Annotated in this window: 21 protein-coding genes; 11 read left to right on the top strand and 10 right to left on the bottom strand. The window is 65.0% G+C overall.

What is annotated here, in order from left to right; genetic code table 11:
- The first annotated feature begins 25 nt into the window (after positions 1-25).
- Positions 26-1,309, top strand: a complete 1,284-nt coding sequence (locus GXP39_16025; GenBank protein ID NOZ29544.1) for a cysteine desulfurase-like protein — start codon at positions 26-28, stop codon at positions 1,307-1,309.
- On the top strand, positions 1,306-2,067 hold the full coding sequence (locus tag GXP39_16030) for a (Fe-S)-binding protein (protein ID NOZ29545.1): 762 nt from the start codon (positions 1,306-1,308) through the stop codon (positions 2,065-2,067). The genes GXP39_16025 and GXP39_16030 overlap by 4 nt, the downstream gene beginning before the upstream one ends.
- A gap of 629 nt (positions 2,068-2,696) precedes the next feature.
- On the opposite strand, the gene GXP39_16035 is transcribed toward GXP39_16030, so the two are convergent.
- The 5 genes from GXP39_16035 to GXP39_16055 form a co-directional block, all read right to left on the bottom strand.
- Positions 2,697-3,284 (bottom strand): ComEA family DNA-binding protein, encoded by a 588-nt coding sequence (locus GXP39_16035; protein NOZ29546.1) that lies wholly within the window; start codon positions 3,282-3,284, stop codon positions 2,697-2,699.
- Between the two features lie 62 nt (positions 3,285-3,346).
- Positions 3,347-3,685 carry a hypothetical protein gene (locus tag GXP39_16040; GenBank protein NOZ29547.1) on the bottom strand — a complete coding sequence of 113 codons (339 nt, stop codon included), beginning with the start codon at positions 3,683-3,685 and terminating at the stop codon, positions 3,347-3,349.
- A gap of 10 nt (positions 3,686-3,695) precedes the next feature.
- Entirely contained in the window at positions 3,696-5,075 is a 1,380-nt protein-coding gene (locus GXP39_16045) for a DNA-binding protein (GenBank protein NOZ29548.1), read from the bottom strand.
- 150 nt (positions 5,076-5,225) lie between these two features.
- A complete protein-coding gene (locus tag GXP39_16050; protein ID NOZ29549.1) occupies positions 5,226-6,041 on the bottom strand; it encodes a slipin family protein in 816 nt (271 codons plus the stop codon).
- Between the two features lie 255 nt (positions 6,042-6,296).
- Complete coding sequence (locus tag GXP39_16055) at positions 6,297-8,120, bottom strand: DUF2142 domain-containing protein (protein NOZ29550.1); 1,824 nt, start codon at positions 8,118-8,120, stop codon at positions 6,297-6,299.
- A gap of 181 nt (positions 8,121-8,301) precedes the next feature.
- Between GXP39_16055 and GXP39_16060 the strand changes: the two genes are divergently transcribed.
- From GXP39_16060 to GXP39_16100, 9 genes are all read left to right on the top strand, one after another.
- Entirely contained in the window at positions 8,302-9,156 is an 855-nt protein-coding gene (locus GXP39_16060; protein ID NOZ29551.1) for a hypothetical protein, read from the top strand.
- Complete coding sequence (locus GXP39_16065; protein ID NOZ29552.1) at positions 9,153-9,857, top strand: rhomboid family intramembrane serine protease; 705 nt, start codon at positions 9,153-9,155, stop codon at positions 9,855-9,857. Before GXP39_16060 ends, GXP39_16065 begins: the two co-directional genes overlap by 4 nt.
- 567 nt (positions 9,858-10,424) lie before the next feature.
- Positions 10,425-11,372 (top strand): LLM class flavin-dependent oxidoreductase, encoded by a 948-nt coding sequence (locus tag GXP39_16070; GenBank protein ID NOZ29553.1) that lies wholly within the window; start codon positions 10,425-10,427, stop codon positions 11,370-11,372.
- Between the two features lie 52 nt (positions 11,373-11,424).
- On the top strand, positions 11,425-13,935 hold the full coding sequence (locus tag GXP39_16075) for a glycoside hydrolase family 2 protein (protein ID NOZ29554.1): 2,511 nt from the start codon (positions 11,425-11,427) through the stop codon (positions 13,933-13,935).
- A gap of 143 nt (positions 13,936-14,078) precedes the next feature.
- Positions 14,079-15,389 (top strand): MFS transporter, encoded by a 1,311-nt coding sequence (locus GXP39_16080; GenBank protein ID NOZ29555.1) that lies wholly within the window; start codon positions 14,079-14,081, stop codon positions 15,387-15,389.
- Between the two features lies 1 nt (position 15,390).
- Complete coding sequence (locus tag GXP39_16085; protein ID NOZ29556.1) at positions 15,391-16,383, top strand: zinc-dependent alcohol dehydrogenase family protein; 993 nt, start codon at positions 15,391-15,393, stop codon at positions 16,381-16,383.
- Positions 16,384-16,585: 202 nt separating this feature from the next.
- Positions 16,586-17,710 carry a DegT/DnrJ/EryC1/StrS family aminotransferase gene (locus GXP39_16090; GenBank protein NOZ29557.1) on the top strand — a complete coding sequence of 375 codons (1,125 nt, stop codon included), beginning with the start codon at positions 16,586-16,588 and terminating at the stop codon, positions 17,708-17,710.
- 93 nt (positions 17,711-17,803) lie between these two features.
- Entirely contained in the window at positions 17,804-18,871 is a 1,068-nt protein-coding gene (locus tag GXP39_16095; protein NOZ29558.1) for a Gfo/Idh/MocA family oxidoreductase, read from the top strand.
- A gap of 107 nt (positions 18,872-18,978) precedes the next feature.
- On the top strand, positions 18,979-20,019 hold the full coding sequence (locus GXP39_16100) for an SIS domain-containing protein (protein ID NOZ29559.1): 1,041 nt from the start codon (positions 18,979-18,981) through the stop codon (positions 20,017-20,019).
- Positions 20,020-20,033: 14 nt separating this feature from the next.
- Here the strand turns inward: GXP39_16100 and surE are convergent, their stop codons facing one another.
- Genes surE through GXP39_16125 form a run of 5 tightly spaced genes read right to left on the bottom strand, consistent with a single transcriptional unit; the run spans position 20,034 to position 25,213 of the window.
- Positions 20,034-20,876, bottom strand: a complete 843-nt coding sequence (gene surE, locus GXP39_16105; protein NOZ29560.1) for a 5'/3'-nucleotidase SurE — start codon at positions 20,874-20,876, stop codon at positions 20,034-20,036.
- A gap of 40 nt (positions 20,877-20,916) precedes the next feature.
- A complete protein-coding gene (locus GXP39_16110) occupies positions 20,917-21,873 on the bottom strand; it encodes an alpha/beta hydrolase (protein NOZ29561.1) in 957 nt (318 codons plus the stop codon).
- A 43-nt stretch (positions 21,874-21,916) separates the two neighbouring features.
- On the bottom strand, positions 21,917-23,299 hold the full coding sequence (locus tag GXP39_16115; GenBank protein ID NOZ29562.1) for a M42 family metallopeptidase: 1,383 nt from the start codon (positions 23,297-23,299) through the stop codon (positions 21,917-21,919).
- Positions 23,199-24,239 carry a M42 family metallopeptidase gene (locus GXP39_16120; protein NOZ29563.1) on the bottom strand — a complete coding sequence of 347 codons (1,041 nt, stop codon included), beginning with the start codon at positions 24,237-24,239 and terminating at the stop codon, positions 23,199-23,201. Before GXP39_16120 ends, GXP39_16115 begins: the two co-directional genes overlap by 101 nt.
- 8 nt (positions 24,240-24,247) lie before the next feature.
- The gene (locus GXP39_16125; protein NOZ29564.1) at positions 24,248-25,213 is read right to left on the bottom strand and encodes a M42 family metallopeptidase; all 966 of its coding nucleotides are present in this window, start codon (positions 25,211-25,213) and stop codon (positions 24,248-24,250) included.
- Between the last annotated feature and the right edge of the window lie 330 nt (positions 25,214-25,543).

Here is a 25,543-nt window from a genome sequence, read left to right on the forward strand (position 1 = left end):
CCAACATCTCGCGGAGGTAAGCATCTTGGCATCCATTTCACGCGACTGGTCCCAGGTGAGAGCCCAATTCCCCGCGCTTTCCCTCACCGTGAACGACCGCCCCGCGGTGTACTTCGACAACCCCGGCGGCACCCAGGTCCCCCAATGCGTCATCGACGCCATGACGCATTATCTGCGCCAGGCGAACGCCAACGTACACGGCGCCTTCCTGACCAGCCAGCGCACCGATGAGATCCTGGCCGATGCCCACCAGGCCATGGCGGACATGCTGAACGCCAGCTCCCCAGACGAGATCGTCTTCGGCCCCAACATGACCACCCTGACCCTGGCGATCAGCCGAGCCATCGGCCGGCTGATCCGCCCCGGCGATGAGATCGTCGTCACCCGGCTGGACCACGACGCCAACATCGCCCCCTGGCTGGCGCTGGAAGAACAAGGAGCCGTGATCCGCTGGGTCGACTTTGACGTGGAGGATTGCACACTGGACATGGAGGATATGCGCTCCAAAATCAACGAGCGCACACGCCTGGTGGCGGTCGGCTACGCGTCTAATGCCGTGGGCACCGTCAACGACGTGGCCACCATCACCCGGTGGGCACACGAGGCGGGCGCATGGATCTATGTGGACGCCGTCCAATACGCGCCCCACGGCCCCATCGACGTACAGGCCCTCGGCTGCGATTTCCTGGTCTGCTCCGCCTATAAGTTCTTCGGCCCACACGTGGGCGTGCTCTACGGGCGCTATGATCTGCTAGACCAGTTGCCGGCCTACAAGGTGCGTCCGGCCCCAGACGATCCCCCCGGGAAGTTCCAGACGGGCACACAGAATCACGAGGGGATCGCGGGCACGGCCGCCGCCGTAGAATACCTGGCGGAATTGGGCCGCACATTCGGGCGAGAGCACCAAACGGCATTCCCGGACTTCACCGGTCGCCGTCGCGATGTGCACGCCGGGCTGGCGGCCATCCGGGCGCACGAGCGCGATCTGGTGGCCCGACTCATCGACGGGCTGATCCAGATCCCAGGGCTTCGCGTGTACGGGATCACCGATCCCGATGCCTTCGACCAACGAGTCCCAACGGTCTCCTTCACGATCCAGGGGATATCCCCCCGGGAGATCGCGACGCGCCTCGGGCAAGAGGGCATCTTCGTATGGGATGGAAACTACTACGCTTTGGCCGTCACGCAGCGCCTGGGAGTGGAGGAATCCGGCGGCATGGTCCGGGTGGGACTCGTCCACTACAACACGGCCGAGGAGATCGACCGACTGATCGAAACGTTGCATCAGATGACGCAGGAGGGTCCATGAGCCTGCCGCCGTTGCTTCCGCTAAAGGACGTCGGCACCGTCACTCTGTTCGTCACCTGCATGGTGGACACGTTCTACCCTGAAGTAGGAGAAGCTGTCGTCGACCTGCTGGAGGGTTTGGGATTACAGGTTGCCTTTCCAGAGGCGCAAACGTGCTGCGGCCAACCGGCCTACAACGCCGGCTATCGAGAGGACGCCAAAGCGCTGGCGCGGCGCTTCCTGGACGTGTTTGAGAACGCCGAGGTGATCGTGACGCCGTCCGGCTCCTGCGCGGCCATGATCCGTCACGGCTATCCAGACCTCTTCTCGGACGATCCCGGGACGCTGGCCAGAGCCCAACGGATCGCGGAGCGAACGTGGGAGTTCAGCCAGTTCCTGGTCGACGGATTGGGCATCACCGATCTGGGGGCGCGCTTTGACGGGAAGATCGCCTACCATGCCTCCTGCCACCTCACGCGCATGCTGGGCATCACCCATCCTCCACGAGTACTGTTGAGCCACGTCCGCGGCGCGCAACTGGTCGATCTACCCGGATATGACGAGTGCTGCGGGTTCGGCGGCCTGTTCGCCGTCAAGATGGCGGAGATCTCCTCGGCGATGTTGGCCCGCAAGCTGCGCAACATCGATCGCAGCGGAGCGGATATCGTCATCACCTGCGATGTCAGCTGCATGACGCAGATCAACGGCGGGCTACACCGGTCCGGAATGCCGCAGCGAGCCTATCACCTGGCGCAATTCCTGGCTGAACACCGGACGTAAGAGTGCACCTGAGAAATGCCTTTGCCTCTGCTGTGAGGAGGCCCTCCGGAAAAAGCCTTTCTCCCGCCTTCGACCTGCCTGGCCTCGGCCCGAGTCCTTCGGGAAGGGCCGAGAACGGCAGGTGCAGGCCGGAAAAGCGAAGTTTTCCGTGGAGAAGGAGGCCCTCTCCACACCTCCCCCTGTGGAGCTGGTCGTTGGGGAAGCCCCTCAGGCACCTTGCCGGTAAACTCTCAGACGCGCTCCAAGAGTGTGTCTGAGAAACGCCGTCACTTCTGCCGTGGGGAGGCCCTCCGGAAAAAGCCTTTCTCCCGCCTTCGACCTGCCCGGCCTCGGCCTGGATCCTTCGGGAAGGGCCGAGAACGGCAGGTACAGGCCGGAAAAGCGGGATTTCCGTGGAGGGGAGGCCCCCTCCACACCTCCCCCTGTGGAGCTGGTCGTCGAGGAAGACCCTCAGACACCTTGCCGGTAAATTTTCAGACACGCTCCAAGCGAAATACAGGGTACCTATAGACAATGAGGGGCGGGAACCTTGCGGTTCCCGCCCCTCACGAGCAAAGGAGGAGGAAGAATCACCCTTATTTTGGATAATGCTGAGAGAAATAACAGTGACCTGGCTTACCTTGTGCAATCTATCGCACGGTGATACGATCTCGCAACTTGGCGAAGATCGCATCCCCAATGCCGGGCACACGCAAGATATCCTCCGGCTTCTCGTAAGGACGGCCCTCGATGATACGCTGAGCCATCGTCGGGCCAATCCCCGGCAACGTATCCAGCTCCTCCGCTGTAGCCGTATTGATGTTGACCCGCGCGGCGGCCTTGACGCCGCTCGCGGAGGCATCTGATGCCCGGGTGATGGGGGGTATCCCAGAGGCCTCTCCCTGTCGTGGCACATGGACATGCATGCCATCGGCCAGGAGCAGCGCCAGGTTGACCGCCTCCAGATCAGCCTCCGCCGTGGCGCCGCCCGCGGCCTGCACCGCGTCCCGCACGATGGCACCCGGGCGCAGCTCATAGACGTCGGGTGCCCGCACCGCGCCGCTGACATACACCCGAATGGGAGCCGGCGTCGGCGTGGCCGTGGGGGTGGGCGGAGGAATCAGCTCAACGGGGGTGCCCAACGGGCGCCGCATGGTGAGCACAACCAGGCCACCCAGCAGCGCCCAGGCAAGCGAGAGGAACACATAAGAACGATAACGAAGCCACCAATCCTGCATCGCCGCCCCTGCCTCCCGAAGGCATGACGGCACGATTGTGGCGGATCCCGCTCACTGGCGGCTCACTGCTCATACCTGCGCGATAAGAGTACCTGCCGCAGGAGCACCGGCAGCTGATCCAGCACCTCCTGCAAATCCTCCGGGGCCTGCACGGTCGTGGAGAGGGTGAAGACGCCATGTTCCTCCCACATCGTGCGGTAGGCGCGAGTCCCTCGCCGCACGCGACGCGCCCGGGCCGCTCGCAACGGGCGCGTCGCGGTGATCAACACCCGGCCGGCTCCATCCACGGCCAGCGTCCACGTGCCGTGCCGGTCCTCCCGGCTGGCAACGACCTCCCCTTCTCCAGGGGTGACATCCCATCCGGCCCTGCGCAACACCGCGATCGCGGCCTCCAGATCCATCGCCCGCCCCCTACGGCAGGATCTCGATCTGCGATGGGTCGTTCACGATGATCTCCGGCCACCCCCGGTACTTCTTGATGAGCCCGGTCACTCGGATGGTCTTGCCCGCATAGTATTGATCCGGAGGCTCCGGCCACTTGCCCCACACGCTCGGGAAGATCACTACCTTGAAATTCCGATCCCGGTCCTCGTCTGGCATCAGCCAGATCACGCGGCCGCTATTGTAAGTGGCCTTCACCGGCATCTCCACGGTGATCTCCTGATAGAAGTAGCGGGCTGCCTGGCTGTGATCGATGTACCCGGCCTCCGGCGTGGCCACCTGGGGGAAGGCTTCCTCACGACCCTTCTCCCAATCCGCGTCGAACTGCCGCAGCAGCCGCTGAACCGGCTGCGTCTCAGCGAACAGGACGCTCAGCTCGCGGTTGAAATCCAGCGAGTTGGTGGTGAGATTGATCGAACCCACCAGGGCCTGCCGTCCATCGATGATGATAGCCTTGGCATGGACGTATGGATCGTCCAGGTAGCGAATTTGGGCGCCCGCGCGGCGCAGTCGCTCCCGCCCCGGCTCATCCGCATCCTCCTCCAGCGGATAGCGCGGCGTGGTGATGTGACGGATCCGCACACCCCGCCGCGCGGCGGCCACCAGATGATCCACGACCTCCTCATCCTGCATGTTCTGATGCTCGATGTCCAGAGTCGCCTGGGCGCCGTCGATCAGCTGAAGCAGCTCATCCCGAGCGTTATCCGGGGCCCACAGCAGGCTGGGATCGCTGTGCCGGACCGCCTGGCGCGCCCAGTCCGCCTCAAACGTGGCGATGATCTCGGCCACATCCTGGGGATGTGTCGTGCGTACGATGTACTCCCGGTTGGCCGTGAACGCCGACGTGGTGAAGTTGCCGGTCATGACCAGGGCATACGCCTCATCCACGATGATCGTCTTCTGGTGCAGGTAGCGGATCGTGCGCGGGTCCCAGCGCACGATCACCCCGGCCTCCTTCAGCTCATTGGCCACGAGGACGTTCTGCGAGCTGCCGCCATACGGGTTGAGCTCCAGCAGCAAGCGCACCTCCACGCCACGCGCGGCCGCATCCTTCATGGCCTGGATGATCTCGGGATCCGTGATCAGGTACATCACGATGCGAAGCGTATCCTGAGCTTCCGAGATGGCGGATAGCACAGGAGCCCGGCCATCGTCCGGTTCCACGAACAGCTCGTAGAACGGGCCGACCGGCGTCACCACGCTCGTCGGCGGCGCCGTGGCAGGCACCGGGGTGGGCGAAGGGATCGGTGTGGGTGTGACGACAGGCGTGGGGGACGCCAGCAGGCAGCCACCCAGCCACAGCACCAGCAGCAACAACGACAACAGGGACCATCTACGAGAGCGACTCATGGACTCCTCACCTCATTGTGCGCGATCATTCCCGTCCATCCATCGCAGGATCGCCTCGATGGACGTCTTCAGCCTCCCCTGCGCCCCGCCAGCCCATGCCAGCCAGGGGCACGACGGAGGCTGGCACGACATCTCATCGGCTCAGAACGCTCAAGCCGATGGGGCGCCGGATCCGCTAATCTGATCGGCCTCCGCCGCGGCCGTCTTAAACATCGACTCGAAAGCACGGAAGAACTCCAGGGGGATGGGGAAGAGGATGGTGGAGTTCTTCTCGACGGCGATCTCCGTCAGGGTCTGCAGATAGCGCAGCTGAATGGCCGCGGGCTCGCGAGCGATGATGCCCGCCGCCTCTGACAGCATCTGGGAGGCCTGGAGCTCGCCCTCGGCGTGGATGATCTTCGCCCGCTTCTCCCGCTCCGCCTCCGCCTGGCGGGCCATCGCCCGCTGCATGGTCTGCGGCAGCTCCACGTCCTTCACCTCGACGATACTCACCTTCACGCCCCAGGGCTCCGTGGCCTCGTCGATGATCTGCTGCAGCTTCTGGTTGATCCGCTCTCGATGGGCCAACAGCTCGTCCAGCTCCGACTGCCCCATGACGTTGCGCAGCGTCGTCTGGGCGATGTTCCACGTGGCCCGGCGGTAATCCTCCACATTGACGACGGCGGCCGCGGGGTCGATGACGCGGAAGTATACCACCGCGTTCACCTTGACCGTGACGTTATCCTTGGTGATCGCCTCCTGGGAAGGCACATCCAGCGTGACGACGCGCAAGTCCACCTTCACCATGCGATCGATGATGGGGATGATGAAGAACAGCCCCGGACCTTTTGCACCCACCAGCCGTCCCAGGCGGAAGATCACACCGCGTTCGTATTCCTGCACGATCTTGATGGCCGAGCTGAGGATGGCCAACAGGACGATGATGAACACGCCGAACGTCGAGAGCAAACCCAGTATTGCCTCCATCGCTCACACCTCCTCATGTGTCTGAGCCTTCTACACGAACGGTAGCCTTGCACGCAACCGTGGACGTGAGAAGAGAACCTTCCCGCCGGAACCCGACGAGGTGCGGAGACTCCCTCCTCCCCCATGGGGATCCGGCCAGGGGACGTCGATCAGTCGACGGGGATGCCATGACCTGCCCAGCGAGAGCAAGTCCCATCAGGTCTCCCCGGGAGACGTATGAACCTGTCCTCATTGTACAATCGTTTTCCCGGCTTGTCACCTTGGGCCGAGATAGTAATGCGGGATCACGATCCCCCACAGCGACCCGATCGCTACCCCCGCCATGAAGGCCATGGGCGCGATCCACCATCGCCGCAGGAGGAGGCGGTCCCCCCATCCCGCCCAGCCCCCCGCCCAGCCGATGGCCACCGGGACCAGGGCCGGGAACAGGTAACGCCCCTGGGGTTGCCAATCACGCCCGATCATGGGAAGGAGGATCCCCACGACCATGAAGGCCATCTGCAAGGTCAGAAGGATCAGAGCCCGGCGCTGCCAGCGGGCGGCCCACAGACGTCTGCCATATCGCCATCCCCATGCGACGAACGCGCACACCAGGGCGATCACCCCATACGCCCATATCGGGAGAGGCAGCGTAAGCCAGCCGAAGTTCGCCCAGAAGTTGGGAAAGAGCAGCGCGATGTAGAGCCCATAGCGCCGCAAGGCGGCCAGATCATAGCTGCTCGGCTCCAGGAGGCCGCGGAGGAACCAGGGGGGCAGTCGCAAATAGGCGGCCGCAAACCCCTCCACGTAGCGTTTGGGCGACTCCGCCGATCCGTTTGCGATCCACTCATGCCCCAGGGCGATCAGGCTCACATCGTCCAGATAGACCGCTCCCGCGTACGCCCCCTCCTCACGGGAGAAGATGATCCGTAACCGGGTGGCCTCCGGGGCGATCTGACCAGACAGCACCACCTCCTGCCATCGCTCCGTCGTACCAACCACCTTCTCCTTCGGCGCCACGCCGTCGTCCACCGTCAGTCGGATCCTGGACGGGACGTCGGAGCGGACCCAGGCCCGCAGCGTCACGACGTGCCCTCGCATCCGGCGGGCGATGGCCTCCGGGAGCGCCTGTACGATCCAGGAGGGCTTCTCGACCCCCAAGTCGGGCAGGAGAAAGGCGTACCGGCCGGAGTGGGCGACGAGGGGCGTGCGCGCCCCATACCGTACAGGCCCACGCCGCCCCCACGCCGCGGGCTGGTCGGGGACGGGGCGGAGGAAGACCGCCAGGGTCAACACGCACAACAGGCCCAGCCCCAGGCCGAACCACCTCCGACGTCGGGGGGACATCCCCCTGAGCAGCGACCACACCAGGACCACCCCGCCCAGGGGCATCAGGGCCAATCCCAACTTCTTGCTGAGCGGCAACGCGCAGAGGATCAGCGCCAGGGCGCCCAGACGAGCAGGCGTCCAGCCGCGGCGGCTCCCCCGGACCATCCACCAGGCCAGCAGCCCCCCCCATAGGTTCACCAGGGCATCATTGTTGGCGGACGAGCCGATGAACCCGGCCATGGGGAGCAGGGCGACCCAACCGGCCGCCACATGGGCAATCATGCGACGATCGGGCCACAGCTCCCGGGCCGTGGCATACGCCAAAGCCACCACGACAGCGCTGAGGAGGGCGGAGTAGAGGCGCATGAACCGCAGCCGGTGAACGGGGTCGGAGATCCCCTGGAACGCGACGGCCGGGATGATGTAATAAAGCGCGGGTTCGTCGCCGATCTGGGTACCGGATCGGCTCAGGAAAGGATCCGGCGATTGGGCGAAAGCTTCCGGCATCGGATGCGGCGTGGGCTCTCCCAGATAGCGCCAGAAATCGGACTCGGCTAGAAGGGAGAGGATCCGTTGTTGTCGCTCGGGGGAGATATCGGCGGCCGTCGGCAGGCGGTGCAGCTCGGACATCGCCAGGGCATACTCGTAATGCAACGGCTCGTCAGGAGCCTGCCAGGGGGGGATGATCCAGGCCCATAGCAGGAAATAGAGCAGGGCCCCCAGGAACCATGCGACGGCCGGCGGGATAGGTCTTGGAACTCGTCGCTGCACCGCGTCCCGATTTTCCATAAACCGATTATACCCGAGGCGGCTGACAATTTAAAATTGCATCCTTTCACGGAGATCGCGCTCGCCGTTGAGGTTGCTCCCCCTCGCATGTCCTGGTAGAATAAGGGCAACCTCGATCCGTCCTCTTACATCGTCTGAGCACAAACGGCCAAGGAGGTCTCCCATGGACTTCTTCAGCATCCTGTGGATCTTCATCATCCTCTCCAGCTTACAGCCGGTCCTGCACCAACGGTACATCGAAGCCATGCGGCAGCGAGTGATCCGCAGCATCGAGAAAAAGCGCGGATCGCGAGTCATCACCATGCTCCATCGACAGGAGACGATGCGATTCCTCGGGTTCCCCGTCTCGCGCTACATCGACATCGAGGACAGCGAGCAGGTGCTGCGAGCGATCCGCATGACCCCGGACGACATGCCCATCGACCTGATCCTGCACACCCCGGGCGGCCTCGTGCTGGCCTCGGAGCAGATCGCCCATGCGCTGGTGCGTCACCAGGGCAAGGTCACCGTCTTCGTACCCCACTACGCCATGTCCGGCGGGACCTTGATCGCCCTGGCGGCCGATGAGATCGTCATGGACGAGAACGCCGTCCTGGGGCCCGTCGATCCGCAGCTGGGGCAGGCCGCCGCGGCCTCCATCGTCCGTGTGTTGGAGATGAAGGATCCCAACGAGATCGACGATCAGACGATCATCATGGCCGATCTGGCCCAAAAGGCGCTACGCCAGGTGAACAAGACCGTGCAGGAGATCCTGACCCATAATGGCATGGATCAAACCAAGGCCAAGGAGATCGCCGACCTGCTGAGCACGGGCACCTGGACGCACGACTATCCCATCAGCTGCGACGAGGCCAAGGATATGGGCCTGCCCATATCCACTGACATGCCACAGGAGGTATACGCGCTGATGGACCTCTGTCCGCAGCCTGCACAGCGTCGGCCATCTGTGCAGTACATCCCGCTGCCGTACGAGCGGCGTGAGAATGGCCGGCGCGATCAGGGTGGAGGTACCCGATGATCCCGCTAGGTGACAGCACGCCCCGGCGCAGCGTCCCCGTCGTCACCTATACGCTCATCGGGCTCAACGTGGTCTTCTTCCTGGTAGAGCTGGCTCAAGGCCCCCACCTGGAGCAGTTCATCCGACAATGGGGCGCTGTGCCCAGTCGTCTGATGCAGTGGCCGCAGAATCCGGCCGTGTTGATCACGTTGATCACCAGCATGTTCCTGCACGGGGGATGGTTCCATCTGATCGGGAATATGATCTACCTGTGGATCTTTGGGGATAACGTGGAGGATCGCCTGGGCTCCGCCCGCTATCTGCTCTTCTATCTGGTCGGCGGCCTCGCCGCGGGCATTCTGCAGACACTGCTCACACCCCACAGCAACGTCCCGGCCATCGGCGCCAGCGGAGCGGTGGCCGCCGTCCTGGGCGCATACCTGGTGTTCTTCCCGGCGGCCCAGGTGCTGGTCGGCATCCCTCTCTTCTTCTGGTTCGAAGTGATCGCCATGCCCGCCGTGCTCGTCCTGGGGTTCTGGTTCATCGGGCAGTTCTTCAACGGCCTGTTGTCGCTGGCCACCGGCCCGGCCGCCTTTACGGGCGGCGTGGCCTGGTGGGCTCACGTGGGCGGCTTCGTAGCGGGGATGCTCCTGGGCCCCATCCTGCGCCCTCGTTGGCGCCGCCGCATGCCCGAGGCGGTCTACATCTACTACTACCGTTAACGCGGAGACCCCCTGGCCGCTCGACGGCGTAGGGGGAGCAAGCCCTTTCGAGCGGGGGCGGTCATGGATCGCCCCCGCAGGCATCACGGGCAGCCCATCTCTTCAACTCAAATCCCGTAGAAGCAGTCGGCTCTGAGCCGGCTGTTCCTTTTGCCAGCACAAAGAGGAAGGGATATCCTTAGAGCGTCTCTGAGAAATGCCGTTGCCTCTGCTGTGAGGAGGCCCGGAGGGGTTCCGCCCCTTCGGAAAAAGCCCTTCTCCCGCCTCTGACCTGCCCGGCCTCGGCCCGGGGCCTGCGGAAAGGGCCGGGAAAGGCAGGTGCAGGCCGGAAAAGTGGGGTTTTCGTGGAGGGGAGGTCTCCTCCACACCTCTCCCTGCGGAGGCATGCGCCTGCACCTCTGGGGTGACTCGAAGAAGCGGCCAGTCCATTCGAGCCTTCCCTTTCAGGTGCAGCCATCCTATCGGGCAAGGAAACCGACGGGGGAAGCCTTGCCTGCGCCATTCAACTGACACGCGAGGTCTATCCGGATCGCCGCCGAGCGGCCTTGGGAGCAGGGAGGTGTATAGATGGCTGATATTCAATTCGGCTGGCGCGTGCCGGCCTTCCCGGCGGATGACAGCCGGGGCCAGGTCTTCATCCGGCAGATCCACGACATGCTACGCGTCGTGACCCGCCACTTCGATTCCGTGTGGGTAGCCGATCATTTCGTCCCCTGGGCCAGATGGCAGTCGCCCGATGTGGACACGTTGGAGTGCTTCAGCACCATGGCCTATATCGCCGGCGCCTTCCCGCAACTCCAGGTGGGCAGCATCGTGATGTCCAACTCCTATCGTCCACCCTCGCTGCTGGCCAAGATGGGGGCCACCCTCCAGGCGCTGACCGGAGGGCGCTTCATCCTGGGCATCGGCGCCGGGTGGAAGGAGGACGAGTATCGGGCCTACGGATATCCATTCCCCTCCACGGCGACGCGCATCCGGCAGCTCGCGGAGGGGGTACAGGTGATCAAGGCCATGTGGACCCAGTCACCGGCGACCTTCTATGGGCGCTACTACCACATCGAGAACGCCTACTGCGAGCCGCGACCCGATCCGATGATCCCCGTCATGATCGGTGGCGGCGGCGAGAAACTCACCCTGCGCGTGGTCGCCCAGTACGCGGACTGGTGGAACTTCCCCGGCGGCTCCCTGGAGAACTACGCGCACAAGCTGGAGGTGCTGAAGGAACACTGTCGGGCGGTGGGGCGCGATTACGACGAGATCGTCAAGACCTGGTCCACCGAGATGGTCGCCATCGCCCCGACGGAGGCCGAGGCGCGCCGCATGGCCCAGGCCAGCCCCTACTTCGACGGAGAGCATGGGCTCGTCGGCACGCCGGAGCAGGTCGCCGAGCAGATCCAGGCCTTCGTCGATCTGGGTGTGAAGCACTTCATCCTCCGATTCGCCGACTTCCCGCGGCCCGACGCGGCGCAACTCTTCGCCGAAGCGGTCATGCCAGAGTTTCAACGCAGGGCGTAACGAACACCAGAAAGGCGGAAAAAACGAGGAGGGACTTGTGATTCTACTCGACCTGAACGGCACCTGGAAGCTGCAAGACTTCGACCCCGGCGCCGGGGTCTCCGCGGGCGCCTTCGCGCCGGACTACGACGACGAACCATGGCTTCCGGCCGAGGTGCCAGGTGACGTCCACACCAGCCTGACGGCGGCTGGCCGCATTGAGCCCCCCTTCTACCACATGAACGTCGAGAAGTGCCAGTGGGTGGAGCGACGCGAGTGGTGGTATCGGACGACCTTCATCGGCCCCGATCCCGCCGACACGGACCGGCAATGGCTGGTCTTCGACGGGCTGGACACCTACGCGACGATTTACCTGAACGGCGAGGAGATCGGCAGCCACCAGAACATGTTCGTCCCCGCGCCCTTCGAGGTCACCGGCAAAATCCGGCCGGGCGAGCCCAACACGCTCGCCATCCGCTTCGATCCCGTCCTCGATCGTGTGGGCGATCGAGAGGTGCCGGGACAATGGGGAGGCTACGGCCCGGAGCGCGTGTGGGTGCGCAAGGCCCAATGCCACTTCTCGTGGGACTGGGGGCCGCGCCTGGTGAGCGTGGGGCTATGGCGAGGCGTCCGCCTGGAGGGATACCGCTCGGCGCGGCTGAAGGACGTCTTCTTCCGCACAGAGGAGATCGGCGCCGACCGAGCGCGCGTGCGGATCACGGTGGAGGCGGACGCATGGGACGAGACGGGCGAGCTCACGGCCGTCGTCCAGTTGATCCGGGACGATCAGTGCATCGCGGCAGAGGTCCCCATCACCAACGGGGTGGCTGACGTCACTCTGGACGTCGCCCATCCGGCGTTGTGGTGGACCCATGACCTGGGCGATCCGGCCCTGTATGACCTCTCCGTCTCCCTGCGGAGCGGTGATGAGACGCTGGACACGCATCAGGAGCGCGTGGGCATCCGCACCATTCGCGTGGACCAGTCGCCCGATCCCGAGGAGCCCGGCACGAAGTTCTTCACCTTCGTGCTGAACGGCGTCCCCATCTTCGCCAAGGGGGCGAACTGGATTCCGGCCGATTCCTTCATCTCCCAGGTGACGGAGGAGCGCTATCGGGAGCTGCTGGAGCTGGCCGTCGAAGGGAACATGAACATGGTGCGGGTGTGGGGTGGCGGACTTTACGAGAAGCCCGCCTTCTACCGCCTGTGCGACGAGCTGGGCCTTCTGGTCTGGCAGGACTTCATGTTCTCCTGCGCCCGCTACCCCGACTACGACCCCGACTTCTACGCCGAGGTCGAACGCGAGGCCAAGCTGGTCGTCCGCCGGCTGCGCAACCACCCCTGTCTGGCGCTGTGGTGCGGCAACAACGAGAACGACTGGATCGAGGACATGGTCTACTGGCAGGAGCCAGGCCACGACTTCCCGGGGCGCAAGATCTACCATGAGCTGTTGCCGCGGATCGTTGGGGAACTGGATCCCACCCGGCTCTACTGGCCGTCCAGCCCCTATGGAGGCAACGACCATAACGACGAGCGTGAGGGGGATCGCCACAACTGGCAGGTATGGCACGGGGCCGTGTACCCGCGGCGCTTCGGCGAGCAGCCGAAGCGGGACTTCTCGCCGGCCGGGGTCTCGTTCCGCCACTATGCGGAGGATCCGGCCCGTTTCATCAGCGAGTTCGGCATGCATGCCGCCCCGATCCTGGAGACGCTGCGCCGCAACGTGCCGCCGGACGAGCTGTACTTCGGCAGCGAAGGGCTGCTCTACCGCAACAAGGACAACCCCAAGGACAAAGGCAACAACTTGATGCTGGCGCACACCGGCCTCCCCAGGGACCTGAACCAGTACATCGACTTCTCGATGATCGCTCAGGCCGAGGGGTTGAAGTTCGGGATCGAGCACTATCGACGCCGCAAGCCCCACTGCTCCGGGACGCTCTTCTGGCAGCTAAACGACACCTGGCCGGGGCTGAGCTGGAGCGTGCTGGACTACTACGCCTTCCCCAAGGCGGGCTACTTCTACGCCCGCCGGGCCTATGCCCCGATCATGGCCTCCTTCAAGCGGGAAGACGACGGCGGCTACAGCCTCTGGATCGTCAACGACACGCTGGAGACGGTGACGGACGAGATCACCTGGGGGATCGCGGAGTTCGACGGGACCGTACTCCGACAGGAGACTACAGAGGTGACGATACCGGCCAACCGGTCACAGCAGGTAGCGCGCCTGCCCGCCGATGCGATCCCCGGCGATCCCCAGCGCACTTACCTGTTCGTGCGCTCGGGCCAGGGGCGCTTCCCGGACAACCGGGAGTTCCGCGTGGAGGTCAAGGATCTGGTCCGCCCGCAGCCGTCGCTCGCCGTGGGGATGATCCAGGACGAGGAGACGGGACGCATCACGGTGCGGATCGGGAGCGACGTGTTCGCCTACTTCGTCAAGCTGATCGTCCCCATCGAGGGGACGCGCTTCAGCGACAACTACTTCGATATCTTCCCCGGAGAGGAGCGCTTGATCGAGATATGGAACGCGGCGGGACGCCCCATCTCCCCGGCGGATATCGAGGTGTCCTCTTTGGATAGCGCATGAGCGACGACGAGGGGCACGCCCCTCCCACGATCATCGCGTGAGTCACACACGGCGGACGAGAGGCGCCGCACCCAAGCGCCCCTCGTCCGCCCGTTGCGAGGGCCACTCCATATCCCAGGAAGGTCGAAAGCAAGGATCGGCTCGTGAACGAGTTTGATTCCGCCGTTTACGAACAGGAGATCGAGCGCCACCTGCGCTGGAACATGATCGTCAACGCGCTGGATGGGGCGTTCTTCTGGTTCGCGATGACCTTCGCCTCCACCAGCACCATCCTTCCCCTGTACGTCAGCCATCTGACGAGCTCCAAGCTGGCCATCGGGCTGGTCGCGGCCATCCCGAGCATGGGGTGGCTATTCCCACAGTTGCTGACGGCGCCGCTGGTGGAGCGCATGCCCCGCAAGAAGCCGTTCCTCATCTGGACCAGCCTGGCCACCGAGCGCGCCGCGTTGCTGTTCATGGCCATCAGCGCGTATTTCCTCAGCAAGTCGTCCCCCCGGCTCGCGCTGCTCCTCTTCTTCGTCACGCTGATCTGGCACGCGTTCGGGGCGGGGACCATCGCCACGGCCTGGCAGGACATGATCGCAAAGGTCATCCCGGTTCGATGGCGCGGCCGCTTCTTCGGCGTGACCAATTTCCTCGGCGCGGCCATGGGCGTGCCCGGCGCCGTCGTCGCCACGGCGATCCTGGGGCGATTCCCATATCCCGTCAACTTCGCGCTCTGCTTCTTCCTGGCCTTCGCCGGGAGCACAGCCTCCTGGATCTTCCTCGCCCTGACCCGAGAGCCACCCGGGCCAACGCGCCAGGAACGAGAGCCCCCCTCCCTCTATATCCGGCGGCTTCGCCGGATCATCCACACGGACGCCAACTTCGCCCGATTCCTGCTCGCCCGGATCATCGGCACGCTGGGCAGCATGTACGTCGGCTTCATCGCCATCTCGGCGGTGCAGCGCTTCGGGCTGCCAGACGAGGCCGCGGGACAGTTCACCGGGTTCATGGTCGCGGGTCAGCTCATCGCCAACCTGATCCTCGGCCTCATCGCCGACCGGTGGGGGCACAAAATCGTCCTGGAGATCGGGAGCCTGTGCAGCGCGACATCGGTCGCGCTGGTCCTGTTCGCGCCCACCCCCCTGTGGGTCTACCTCGCGTTCGTCCTGCAGGGGGTGACCGTCGCCACATACCTGCTATCCGGCATGAGCATCACGTTCGAGTTCAGCGAACCGGAAGAGCGTCCGACCTACATCGGCCTGGCCAGCACCATAGGAGGTATCTTCAGCGGCGCGGCGCCGCTGGTAGGAGGCTGGCTGGCCGGCCAGCTCGGATACGGATGGCTCTTCGGCCTCTGCCTGTTCATCACCCTGGTGAGCTTTTCGCTGCTCCACTGGCAGGTTCAGGACCCTCGCTTCGCCCGGCCGGGACAGCCCGGCATCCAGACATCACCCACAGGAGTGAGCTAAGATGCAAGCGATGGTTTTCGAGAACCCTGGCGTTCTTCACCTGATGGAGCGCCTGCAACCGACGCCGCAGGAGGGCGAGCTGCTCGTTCGCGTGCGCGCCTCCGGCATCTGCGGGACGGATCGGCACATCTATCACGGCGAGGCCCCCGCCCGGCCGCCGGTGATCCTCGGCCACGAGTTCGCGGGCGAGGTCGTGGCGGTAGGGCCTGGCGTGACGCCCGACTGGATCGGGCGCCGCGTCGCCATCGACCCGAACATCTACTGCGGGCAGTGTGACCCCTGCCGGGATGGGCGCCCCCAACTGTGCACAAGCCTGAAGGCCATCGGCGTGACCTGCGACGGCGGCTTTGCGGAGTTCTGCGCCGTGCCGGAGGCGCAGGCCCTCCCCCTCCCCGATGGCCTGAGCTTTGAGGAGGCGGCGATGGCGGAGCCGGTGGCCTGCTGCCTGCACGGCATCGACCTGGCCGAGATCCGGGCCGGACAGACGGTGGCGGTGCTGGGGGGCGGTGCCATCGGCCTGATCCTGGCCCAATTGGCCCGGGCACAGGGAGCCGCCGAGGTGGTGGTCAGCGAGCCAGCCGCCCCTCGACGCGAGATCGCCTCAACGCTGGGCCTGGAGGCCGTACCCCCCGAGGCGTTGAGGGATCGACTGCCCGCAGGTGTGGACGTGGTGATCGAGGCCGTGGGCGCCACGGTGACGGCCGCGCAGGCGTTGGAGATCGCCCACAGGGGCGCCATGATCCTCTTCTTCGGCGTCACCCCCATGGGGCAGAAGATCGAGGTCGAGCCATTCCAGGTGTACCAGAAGGAGCTGACCATCCGGGGGTCGGCCCTCAACCCGTTCACACAGCGGCGCGCGCTGGCCCTGCTGGGCAGCGGCCGGGTGAACGTGGCGCCGTTGATCACCCACAAGATCGGGCTGGAAGACCTGGAGCGCACGCTGGCCACGCCCGCCCCTCCCGAGATGGTCAAAGCGATGGTGGTCCTGGCATGACGGCACGCCGTGTGCGGCATAGTCAGTTGACACGCCATCGGGTCCATGATAAGATGTAGGCGCTTCGACGGGCTTCTCCTGAGTCATCCGGGGGAGACTCAGGAGGCCCGTACTCTCACCGCTCTTTACAGGGCCTCCACACCAGGAGACTCGATCCTACTCAATACAAGACCCTAGGGAGAACGAGGAAAGGAGCTTTGCCATGCACGTTGGGTTCTACGGTCATGTCCGGCAGTATCACAACATCAAGTCAGAAATCGATGCCAAGATCCAAGAGGTGCTGGAGAGCGGGCAGTACGTCATGGGCCCCATGCTCAAGCGCTTTGAAGAGGAGCTTGCAGAATATTTCGGCATGAAGCACGCGATCGGCGTCAACAGCGGCACAGACGCTCTGTGGCTGGCCTTTTTGGCCCTCGGCATCGGCCCGGGCGATGAGTGCATCACCACGACGAACACCTTCTTCGCCACCGCCGAGGCCATCTGGTTCACAGGCGCAACCGCCGTTTTCGTGGATACGGATCCCCGCACCAACTGCATCGATCCCTCCAAGATCGAGGCCGCCATCACGGAGAAGACCAAGGCGATCGTCCCCGTGCATCTCTACGGCCAGTGCGCCGACATGAAGGCCATCCGCAAGATCGCGGACAAGTACAATCTGTACGTGATCGAGGACAACGCCCAGGCTTTGGGCGCGCACGGAGACGGCTTCAAGATCGGCGAGCTCAGCGACGCGGTGTGCACCAGCTTCATCATCCAGAAGAACCTGGGCACCTTCGGCGATGGCGGAGCGGTCATCACCAACAACGACGAGATGGACCAGACCATCCGCAAGCTGCGCAACCACGGCTCTCTGAAGCGATCCTACCACAGCCCGGGCTTCAACAGCCGCCTGGACGACATCCACGCCGGAGTGCTCAGCGCCAAGCTGAAGCACATCGATGAGTGGAACGACCTACGGCGCAAGTGGGCCGCCCGCTACACCGCCGGGCTCCAGGAGGCGGAGAACATCGTCCTCCCGTACGAGGCGCCCGGATACCGCCATGTCTATCACCTCTACGTGATCGAGACCCGGCGTCCCGAGGATCGCGACAAGCTGCTGAACTTCCTGATCGAGAATGGCATCGACGCGAAGACCCACTACCCCATCGCGATCCATCAGCAAGAAGGGTACCCTTGGGACAAGTCCGCCCGCATCGTCGGCCCTCTCACCAACTCCGAGCGGAACGCGGCGTGCTGTGTCTCCCTGCCCATGTACCCCGAGCTGACGGAGGAAGAGGTGGACTACGTGATCGCCAAGGTTCTGGAGTGGGACCAGGCGAACTCGTAGCCCGGCAAGCGAAGAGGGGCATCGTAGCACCAACAGCCATCGAGGTAGGGGCGCAAGGCCTTGCGCCCCTATTGAGTTCAAGGAGGAGTACGGATGAGTGAGAAGTATCGCGTCGTTGTGATCGGCATGGGGAAGCGGGGGATGCACCATGCCATGGCCTTTCATGCCAACGAGCGGTTTGAAGTCGTGGGCATCTGCGACATCGACACCTCGCGACTGGAAGCGGCCGCCGCGCAGCTCGGGAACCCCCAGACCAGCACGGACGCCGCCGAGTTAGCCAACGCGCTCAAGCCGGACGTGTTCTGCTTCGCCACGCTGCCCAACCTTCGCCTGGAGATGGTCAAGATCGGCGTGGAGAGCGGCGCCAAGCTGATCGCCTTTGAGAAGCCCGTCGCTTTGTCCAGCGCGGAAGCCATGGAGATCAAGAAGCTGTTGGATGACAATGGGGTGAAAGCCGTCGTCAGCCACCAACACCGCTACGGCGATCACTATAAGAAGGTCAAGGAGATCATCGACAGCGGGGCGTTGGGTCGGATCCACACGGTGTACGGCACCGCGACCGGGTGGATGATGCACATGCTGAGCCACCTGATCGACTATATCCGCTGGTACAACGACTATGCGGAGGCCGAGTGGGTGATCGCTCAGGCGGCGGGCCGGGGCAAGCTGTCCGACATGCACCCCTCCCCGGACTACATCGCGGGATTCGTCCACTTCGCCAACGGCGTGCACGGCGTCCTCGAGTGCGGCGCCGGGGCCCCGGATGTGCCGGAGGTGGACTACTGGTGGCGCAAGAACCGCATCGGCGCGCAGGGCACCGACGGATTCGCCGAGGTCCTGACCGGCGGCGGCTGGCGAGCGGTGACCAAGACGGGGTCCTCCTCAGGCGAGGGGAACATGGACTATGAGCACGACATGCCCCCGTATATCCAGGACATCGCCGACTGGCTGGATGACGAGAGCAAGGTGCATCCGTGCAACTTCGAGAGCGCATACAAGGGGCACGAGATCATGATGGCCATGTGTCGCTCGGTCCTCGAGGGCGGTCAGGTGGCGCTGCCGCTCACAACCGGGATGGACGAGATCCAGGCCCTGCGAGAGAAGCTGCCGGACAAGCCCGTGATCCTCTCCATGCCGGAGAACGCGAAGGAGTATGGCTGATCGGGTGGCACGACCCCAGCCGACGCAGGCCGAATCTCCCATGAGATGCCGATTATCCCTCGGGCGGCGCGCACATGCGTCGCCCGATCTGTGAGGTGAGATCCCCGATGTCGTTTCTGGAACGTGAGATCCACGAGCAGCCGGCCGCCATCGCCCGTCTTCTGGAGGCTACCCGCCGGACGACGGAGGAGCTGGCGGCGGCCATGCGCGAGCGCGACGTTCGCTACATCATGATCGCGGCTCGCGGCACCTCGGATAACGCGGGAACCTATGCGAAATACCTCTTCGCCGCGTTCAACGGACTGCCCGTCGCGATGGCCACTCCCTCCCTCTTCACGCTCTATCGCAACCCACCCCGGCTGCGCGACGCGCTGGTGCTGGGCATCTCCCAATCGGGCCAGTCGACCGATATCGTCGAAGTGATCCAGGAGGCCGCCCGCCAGGGCACATTGACCGCCGCCATCACGAACGATCCGGACTCCCCCCTGGCTCAGGCCGCCGACTTCGCCTTGGACCTGAACGCGGGGCCGGAGAAGGCGGTGGCCGCGACCAAGACGTACACCACCTCGCTGACCATGCTGGCGCTGCTCTCGACCGTGCTGGCCGAGGACGAGGAGCGGCTGGCCTGCCTGGAACGGCTGCCGGACGATATCGCCCTGACGCTGGAGATCACGGAGGAGATGGTCCGGAAACGGGCGGAGCGCTATCGCTACATGGAGGACTGCGTGGTCATCGGCCGCGGCTACAACTACGCGACCGCCTTTGAGATCGCTCTGAAGCTGAAGGAGCTGACCTACGTCGTCGCGGCCCCCTACTCATCGGCCGACTTTCAGCATGGCCCCATGGCCCTGATCGATCCGGGCTTCCCGGTGCTGGTCATCGCGCCGGACGGTGTGCTGTTCCCCAACACGATGGCCTTCCTGAGACAGCTGCGGAAGCGAGACGCGGAGATCCTGGTCATCTCGAACCAGTCCGAGGCCCTGAGCATGGCCCAGACCCCCATGCCGCTGCCGACCCGGGTGCCCGAATGGCTCTCGCCGGTGACGGCTGTGATCCCCGGACAACTGCTGGCCTTGCACCTCACGCTGGCCAAGGGCCTGGACCCGGATTCCCCCCGAGGGCTCAAAAAGGTCACGGTGACGGAATAAACACAGGGCCCCGGCTAGCCGCTCGGGGCCCTGTCCGTGTCCGGGCTTCCCTCCGCCCACACCCCCGCGAGCTCCGCCCAATCCACGTGCGCGGTCAGATCCAGGGTCAGCGGCGTCACCGAGACCACCCGATCCCGGGTGAACGCCCAGATGTCCGAGTCCGGCTCCAGCCGGTCCCACTCGATATGGACCTCATACGCGAGCCGCCGGGGAACGCCGAAGCGCATCTCCTTGTGCGGGATCGAGCGGTAGTATGATTGCATGGACTGTCGAGTGACCCGCCACGGCGTGCGCGGTGTAGCCGTGGCGGGGATGTCCACCTTGATCGCCTGCACCCGGGCGGGCAACCCGCGCGTCAATATCCCCTCCGCGAAGCGCCGGGTGAAGTGAACGGCCACCGACCAGTCGATGCGATCGCCGGAGTGGTGATTGAAGTGGAAGGCCACGGGCACCTCCAGCGACACCGCCAACCCGGGCACCCCCATATCGCCGGCCTGCAACGCCGCCCCCACCGTGCCGGAGACGAAGGCGCTGGTCCCCAGGTTCTCGCCGTGGTTGATACCCGCCACCACCAGCGCAGGCGGCCGTTCGGCCAACTCCAGGATGCCGTGTAATACCGCCTGAGCCGGGGTGCCGTCGATGGCATATGCCGTGTAAAGGACGTCATCGACTTCCAGCGAGCGCGGGGTGATCGCGCAGGAGGAATCCCCCGGCAGGCTGCGCCCCATGCCGCTCTGCTGTCGCACGGGCGCCACAATCAGCAGCTCGCCTAAGTCGCACACCGCGCGTATCGCGGCGGCCAGGCCGGGAGAGGCCCACCCATCATCGTTCGTGATCAGGATCAAGGGAGGATTCATACGAACATGCCACGCAAGAATCTCTTCCGACGCACACGGGCTACGCGATGAGGCGCGTCAGCCATTCCTCAACGGCCGCATGATACAGATCCGGCCGGGTCAGCAACCCCAGATGTCCAGAGCCAGGGATCTCCCGATACGTGCCATCCCGCACGCCCTCCGCGATCTCGCGAGCCCAGTCGCGCCCCGTCATCGTATCCAGCCGGCCACGCAGCACCAGAACGGGAGCTGAGATCTCCCCCAACCGGGCGCGCAGGTCCGTGCTCACGATCGCCCACGCCCGCTCCCAGATGGCACGCCAGGACATCCGCCGCGTCGAACGCTGCACATATTCGATGGCGATCTCCCGCCCGGGCGAGTTCTCGTACAGGCCCGCGTTGCGCGCCGACAGCCATCGGGCCATCGCCCGGCCCAGGCTCGGGGGGACGGCCCGCGTCGATGCGGCGGCCAGGAGCAGGGCCGGGAATCCGGCCAGCGACCAGACGTGAGCGAAGTCCCAATGCGCCAGGGGATTACACAAGATCAGTCCCCGCACACGCCCCGGATGATCCAACGCAAACTGCAACGCGATCATCCCCCCCATGGACTGGCCCAGGATGAGACAGGGCTCCTCCACCCGCCAGTGCACCAGAAGATGGGTCAGGTCGGCCGCGTAGGGCTCGGCCGAGGGAAGCGTGTGGGCGGGCAGCCGCTCTCGCAGATCGACGGCGATGACGCGGAAACGACGGGAGAAATACGGGATCTGGGCGGCGAAGATCTCCTTATCCCCGGCGAAGCCCGGCAGCAGGATGAGGGTGGGGCCCTCGCCCACGTCCAGGTACTCGACCGTTTGGCCGTCCTCCAGGGAGGCCCGCCGAACGGGATAGGGGGAGCCATCCGGTCGTCGCAGCACGAGGCGGGGCGTCCGCAGATTGGCCCGGTGGATCCACGCCGCGTAGAAGCCGCCGACGAACCCCAACAGGAGCCCCCGAGCCCAGGATCGTGTCCTTCGCTTCATGCCTCGCGTTCCTGTCACGAGCGGGCCGACCTCAACGAGCGGTTTAAACCTCGATGGGCTCGCTCAGGAACCCCACGATCAGCCGAATGGCGTTCTGCACATCGCCGTAATCCACCATCTCCGAGGGGGTGTGCAGATAGCGCGTCGGGATGGAGACGCACCCTGCCGGCACCCCCGCCCGGCTGATCTGGATCGTCATGGCGTCCGTCGTGCCGAGCTCCAACACCTCCAGCTGATAGGGGATCTGCAGGCGCTCGGCCGTCTCCACCAGGCGATCCTTCACCCCGGGATGAGCCAGCATCCCTCGATCCTTGACCTTGATGGCCGGGCCCACGCCGAGCTGTACCGGACGCCTTTTCGCCTCCGGCGTGTCCCCTGTGGCCGTCACGTCGATGGCCAACGCCAGCTCCGGCTCCACACCAAAGGCCGAGGTCGTGGCACCGCGCAGACCTACCTCCTCCTGGACGGTGAACACCCCCACCACCTCATGGGGGGTCTCCTGAAGCTGTCGCATCACCTCGATCAGGATCGCACAGCCGATCCGATCATCGAAAGCCTTGGCCACCATACGACCGCCCAGATCGGAGAACTCTCGCCAGAACACGGCCGGATCACCGACTTTCACCGGGCAGTCCTCACGGGAGGCGGCGCCCACATCGATGAACATCTGGTCCAGACGAGGATTCCCCTCCGCCTTCTCCTCCCGATGAATGACGCCCACCCGGCCATCCCGGAACCGCACGCGCGCGCCGCGCAGGTTCAGAGGATGCACGCCTCCGAGGTTGGTGAAGCGCAGGAATCCCTTCTCATCCACATGGGTCACCATGACGCCGATCTCGTCCATGTGCGCGGCCAGCATCACGCGCCGCCCGCCTCCTTGACGGGTCGGCCTCTTCACGGTGATCAGATTACCCAGCGCGTCCACGCGCCACTCGTCGACCGCGTCGGCCACCTCGGCGAGGATCTGCTCTCGCACCTGATCCTCATAACCGGATGGTCCCCATGCCTCCACCAGTTGCTTGATGAGATCCTTCACCGGACCGCTCCTTATCGCGCTCTCAACGTTAAGATAGTGATGAGGGTACCCCTCATAATCCACATTCAGCGGTACAGAACATGGCCCTGTATCTCCGGAGTGGCTCGGAGGGACTACCGCCCCTCCGAAGAACTCTATTTCCGGCCCCTCACCTGCCCCGTGGGGCCGGAGGCCACCGGCCAAAGCCCCAACCAGGTAGGGAAAAGGCGAGAGAAAGCGTTTTTCTGAAGGAGGCGACACGTGGGTTTTGCGGCGGCGCAGCGAAACTGCGCCGCCGCAAAACTCCCTATCAGCGCTCCAGCACGGCGGGGGAGAGCCGGCGCAGCGCCGCCTCCATGAGCTGCACAGTCCACTGGAGGTCCTGCTTATCCAACAGGGACGCCGGGCCATGGATGTATCGGCAGGGCACGGCCGCGACCGCGCTGGGCACCCCTTCGCGAGCCAGGTGAATGCGCCCTGCGTCCGTGCCGCCCACGCCCGGCTGCTTCAACTGGTACGGGATGCCCTCCTCCGCCGCCGTCTCGATCAGGAACCGCAACAACCGAGGGTCGACGAAAACGGAACGATCCATCACCGTCAACGCCGGCCCCTTCCCCAACTCCGTCGTCGGGCTTTCATCCTTCTCCTTGGGCAGGTCGTCCGCGACGGTGCCCTCCAACACGAAGGCGACGTCCGGATCGATCTCGTACGCGGCCACCCGAGCCCCCCGCAGACCGATCTCCTCCTGCACGGTGAACACGGCGTACAACTCCACCGGATATGGGCCAGCGGCGAGCAATTGGGCTAACACCGCGCACCCGGCCCGATCATCGAACGCCCTGCCCTTGACGCGCGGCCCCAGATCGGCGAAATCGGTCGCGAATACGGCCCGATCGCCGCGCTTGACCAGACGCCCGGCCTCCTCCTCGCTGGAGACGCCGATGTCGATGAACAGATCATCCACGCCTAGAACCCGCTTGTTCTCCGTCCCGGAAAGCAGATGGATCGGCTTCACGCCGATGACGCCGGGGAGGCCATCCTTGCCCACCCGCACCACCTTGGAGGGCAGAATGCGATCATCGATGCCCCCCACCTTACGAAAGCGAAGCCCGCCGTTCTTCTCCAGGCGGATGACCATGAGGCCGACCTCATCCATGTGAGCCGCCACCATCACCCGCATGGGATGATCCCCCGCAGCGTGGCGCACAGCGATCAGATTGCCCAGGGCATCCACCCGGATCTCGTCCACATGAGGCTCTATGGCCTCCCGCAGGATCGAGCGCACGGCCCCTTCATCGCCGGACACGCCAGGCGCCTCCGACAGGCGTTTTAACAGATCGAGGATATCCATGTCCCCCCTCACTCCATCTTCAATGCGTCGAGGAACGCGTCGTCCAGGCCAGCGATGAAGTGCGCTAACAGCCGACCAGCCCGCTGGATATCCTTCAACGACAGCGTCTCCACCGAGGTGTGCATGCTCCGCAAGGGGATGGAGATCAACCCGGTGGGAACCCCAGCTCGGGTCACCTGCATGGCCCACGCATCCGTCCCCGTCGCGGCCGGGATCGGATCCACTTGATAGGGGATCTCCTGCTCCTTCGCCGTCTCCTCCAGGCGCTCGAACACGGCGGGATGGATATTCGGGCCCAGCGCGATGGCCGGTCCTTTGCCCACTTCCACCGTCTCCGCGTCGCTCACCCCCGGCTGGGCGCCAAAGGTCACATCCAGGGCGATCCCCACCGTCGGCGTGATCGCGAAGGTGCTCGTGGTGGCCCCCTTCAGACCCACCTCCTCCTGGACGGTCGCCACCGCGTAGACGTCCCAGGCGTGTCGCATCCCCCGGAGGGCATCCAGGCAGGCCAGCACGGCCACCACACACGCTCGATCGTCGAACGCCTTGCCGGCCACAAGCTCATTCCGCAGCTCGACGAAGGGCCGATACATCGTGATCAGATCCCCGGTGCGGACCAGCTCCTCCACCTCCTCCGCGGGCAGGCCCACGTCGATCAACAGGTCCTCACGAGCGATAACCTTCTTTCGCTCGTCCGGAGGCAACACGTGCGGCGGCCGGCTGCCGATGATCCCCCGCAGCGGACGTCGCCCGTGAACCACGACCTCCTGCCCCAAGAGCACCCGATCGTCGAAGCCGCCCACGGTGGCAAAGCGGATAAACCCCTTCTCCACGCGGGTCACGATGAGGCCGATCTCGTCCATATGAGCCGCCAACATGACGCTGGGGCCGCGCCCCTGGGCGGCAGTCCCCCGGCGCAGCCCGATGATATTCCCCAACGCGTCGGTGCGGACCTCATCGACCCGATCGCTCATCTGCTCGATGACCCGGGTGCGCACCTCCTCCTCATAGCCAGCCACACCGCTGGCCTCCGAAAGCTGCTGCAACACCGACTTGACGTCCACGCTTGACGCCTCCTTGGATCTCGACTCAGAGTGTGTCTGAAAAATGCTGTTGCTTCTGCTGGGGGGGAGGCTCGGAGGGGCGGAGCTCCTCCGGAAAAAGCCCTTTTTCTGCCTTCAACCTGCCCGGCCTCGGCCTGAGTCCTTCAGGGAGGGCCGAGAAAGGCAGGTGCAGGCCGGAAAAGTGGGATTTCCGTGGAGGGGAGGACCCCTCCACACCTCCCCCTGTGGAGCTGGTCGTTG

This window comes from Chloroflexota bacterium, from assembly GCA_013152435.1.
Taxonomy (GTDB): domain Bacteria; phylum Chloroflexota; class Anaerolineae; order DUEN01; family DUEN01; genus DUEN01.

Bases quoted from the DNA above. Each gene is read 5' to 3' on its own strand.
- GXP39_16115 (NOZ29562.1), bottom strand. From the start codon at position 23,299: ATGGCCCGGCGTCCCTGTTGGATAAGCAGGACCTCCAGTGGACTGTGC.
- GXP39_16090 (NOZ29557.1), top strand. From the start codon at position 16,586: ATGCACGTTGGGTTCTACGGTCATGTCCGGCAGTATCACAACATCAAG.
- GXP39_16110 (NOZ29561.1), bottom strand. From the start codon at position 21,873: ATGAAGCGAAGGACACGATCCTGGGCTCGGGGGCTCCTGTTGGGGTTC.
- GXP39_16125 (NOZ29564.1), bottom strand. From the start codon at position 25,213: ATGAGCGATCGGGTCGATGAGGTCCGCACCGACGCGTTGGGGAATATC.
- GXP39_16120 (NOZ29563.1), bottom strand. From the start codon at position 24,239: ATGGATATCCTCGATCTGTTAAAACGCCTGTCGGAGGCGCCTGGCGTG.
- GXP39_16070 (NOZ29553.1), top strand. From the start codon at position 10,425: ATGGCTGATATTCAATTCGGCTGGCGCGTGCCGGCCTTCCCGGCGGAT.
- GXP39_16100 (NOZ29559.1), top strand. From the start codon at position 18,979: ATGTCGTTTCTGGAACGTGAGATCCACGAGCAGCCGGCCGCCATCGCC.
- GXP39_16060 (NOZ29551.1), top strand. From the start codon at position 8,302: ATGGACTTCTTCAGCATCCTGTGGATCTTCATCATCCTCTCCAGCTTA.
- GXP39_16065 (NOZ29552.1), top strand. From the start codon at position 9,153: ATGATCCCGCTAGGTGACAGCACGCCCCGGCGCAGCGTCCCCGTCGTC.
- GXP39_16035 (NOZ29546.1), bottom strand. From the start codon at position 3,284: ATGCAGGATTGGTGGCTTCGTTATCGTTCTTATGTGTTCCTCTCGCTT.
- surE (NOZ29560.1), bottom strand. From the start codon at position 20,876: ATGAATCCTCCCTTGATCCTGATCACGAACGATGATGGGTGGGCCTCT.
- GXP39_16085 (NOZ29556.1), top strand. From the start codon at position 15,391: ATGCAAGCGATGGTTTTCGAGAACCCTGGCGTTCTTCACCTGATGGAG.
- GXP39_16030 (NOZ29545.1), top strand. From the start codon at position 1,306: ATGAGCCTGCCGCCGTTGCTTCCGCTAAAGGACGTCGGCACCGTCACT.
- GXP39_16040 (NOZ29547.1), bottom strand. From the start codon at position 3,685: ATGGATCTGGAGGCCGCGATCGCGGTGTTGCGCAGGGCCGGATGGGAT.
- GXP39_16045 (NOZ29548.1), bottom strand. From the start codon at position 5,075: ATGAGTCGCTCTCGTAGATGGTCCCTGTTGTCGTTGTTGCTGCTGGTG.
- GXP39_16095 (NOZ29558.1), top strand. From the start codon at position 17,804: ATGAGTGAGAAGTATCGCGTCGTTGTGATCGGCATGGGGAAGCGGGGG.
- GXP39_16050 (NOZ29549.1), bottom strand. From the start codon at position 6,041: ATGGAGGCAATACTGGGTTTGCTCTCGACGTTCGGCGTGTTCATCATC.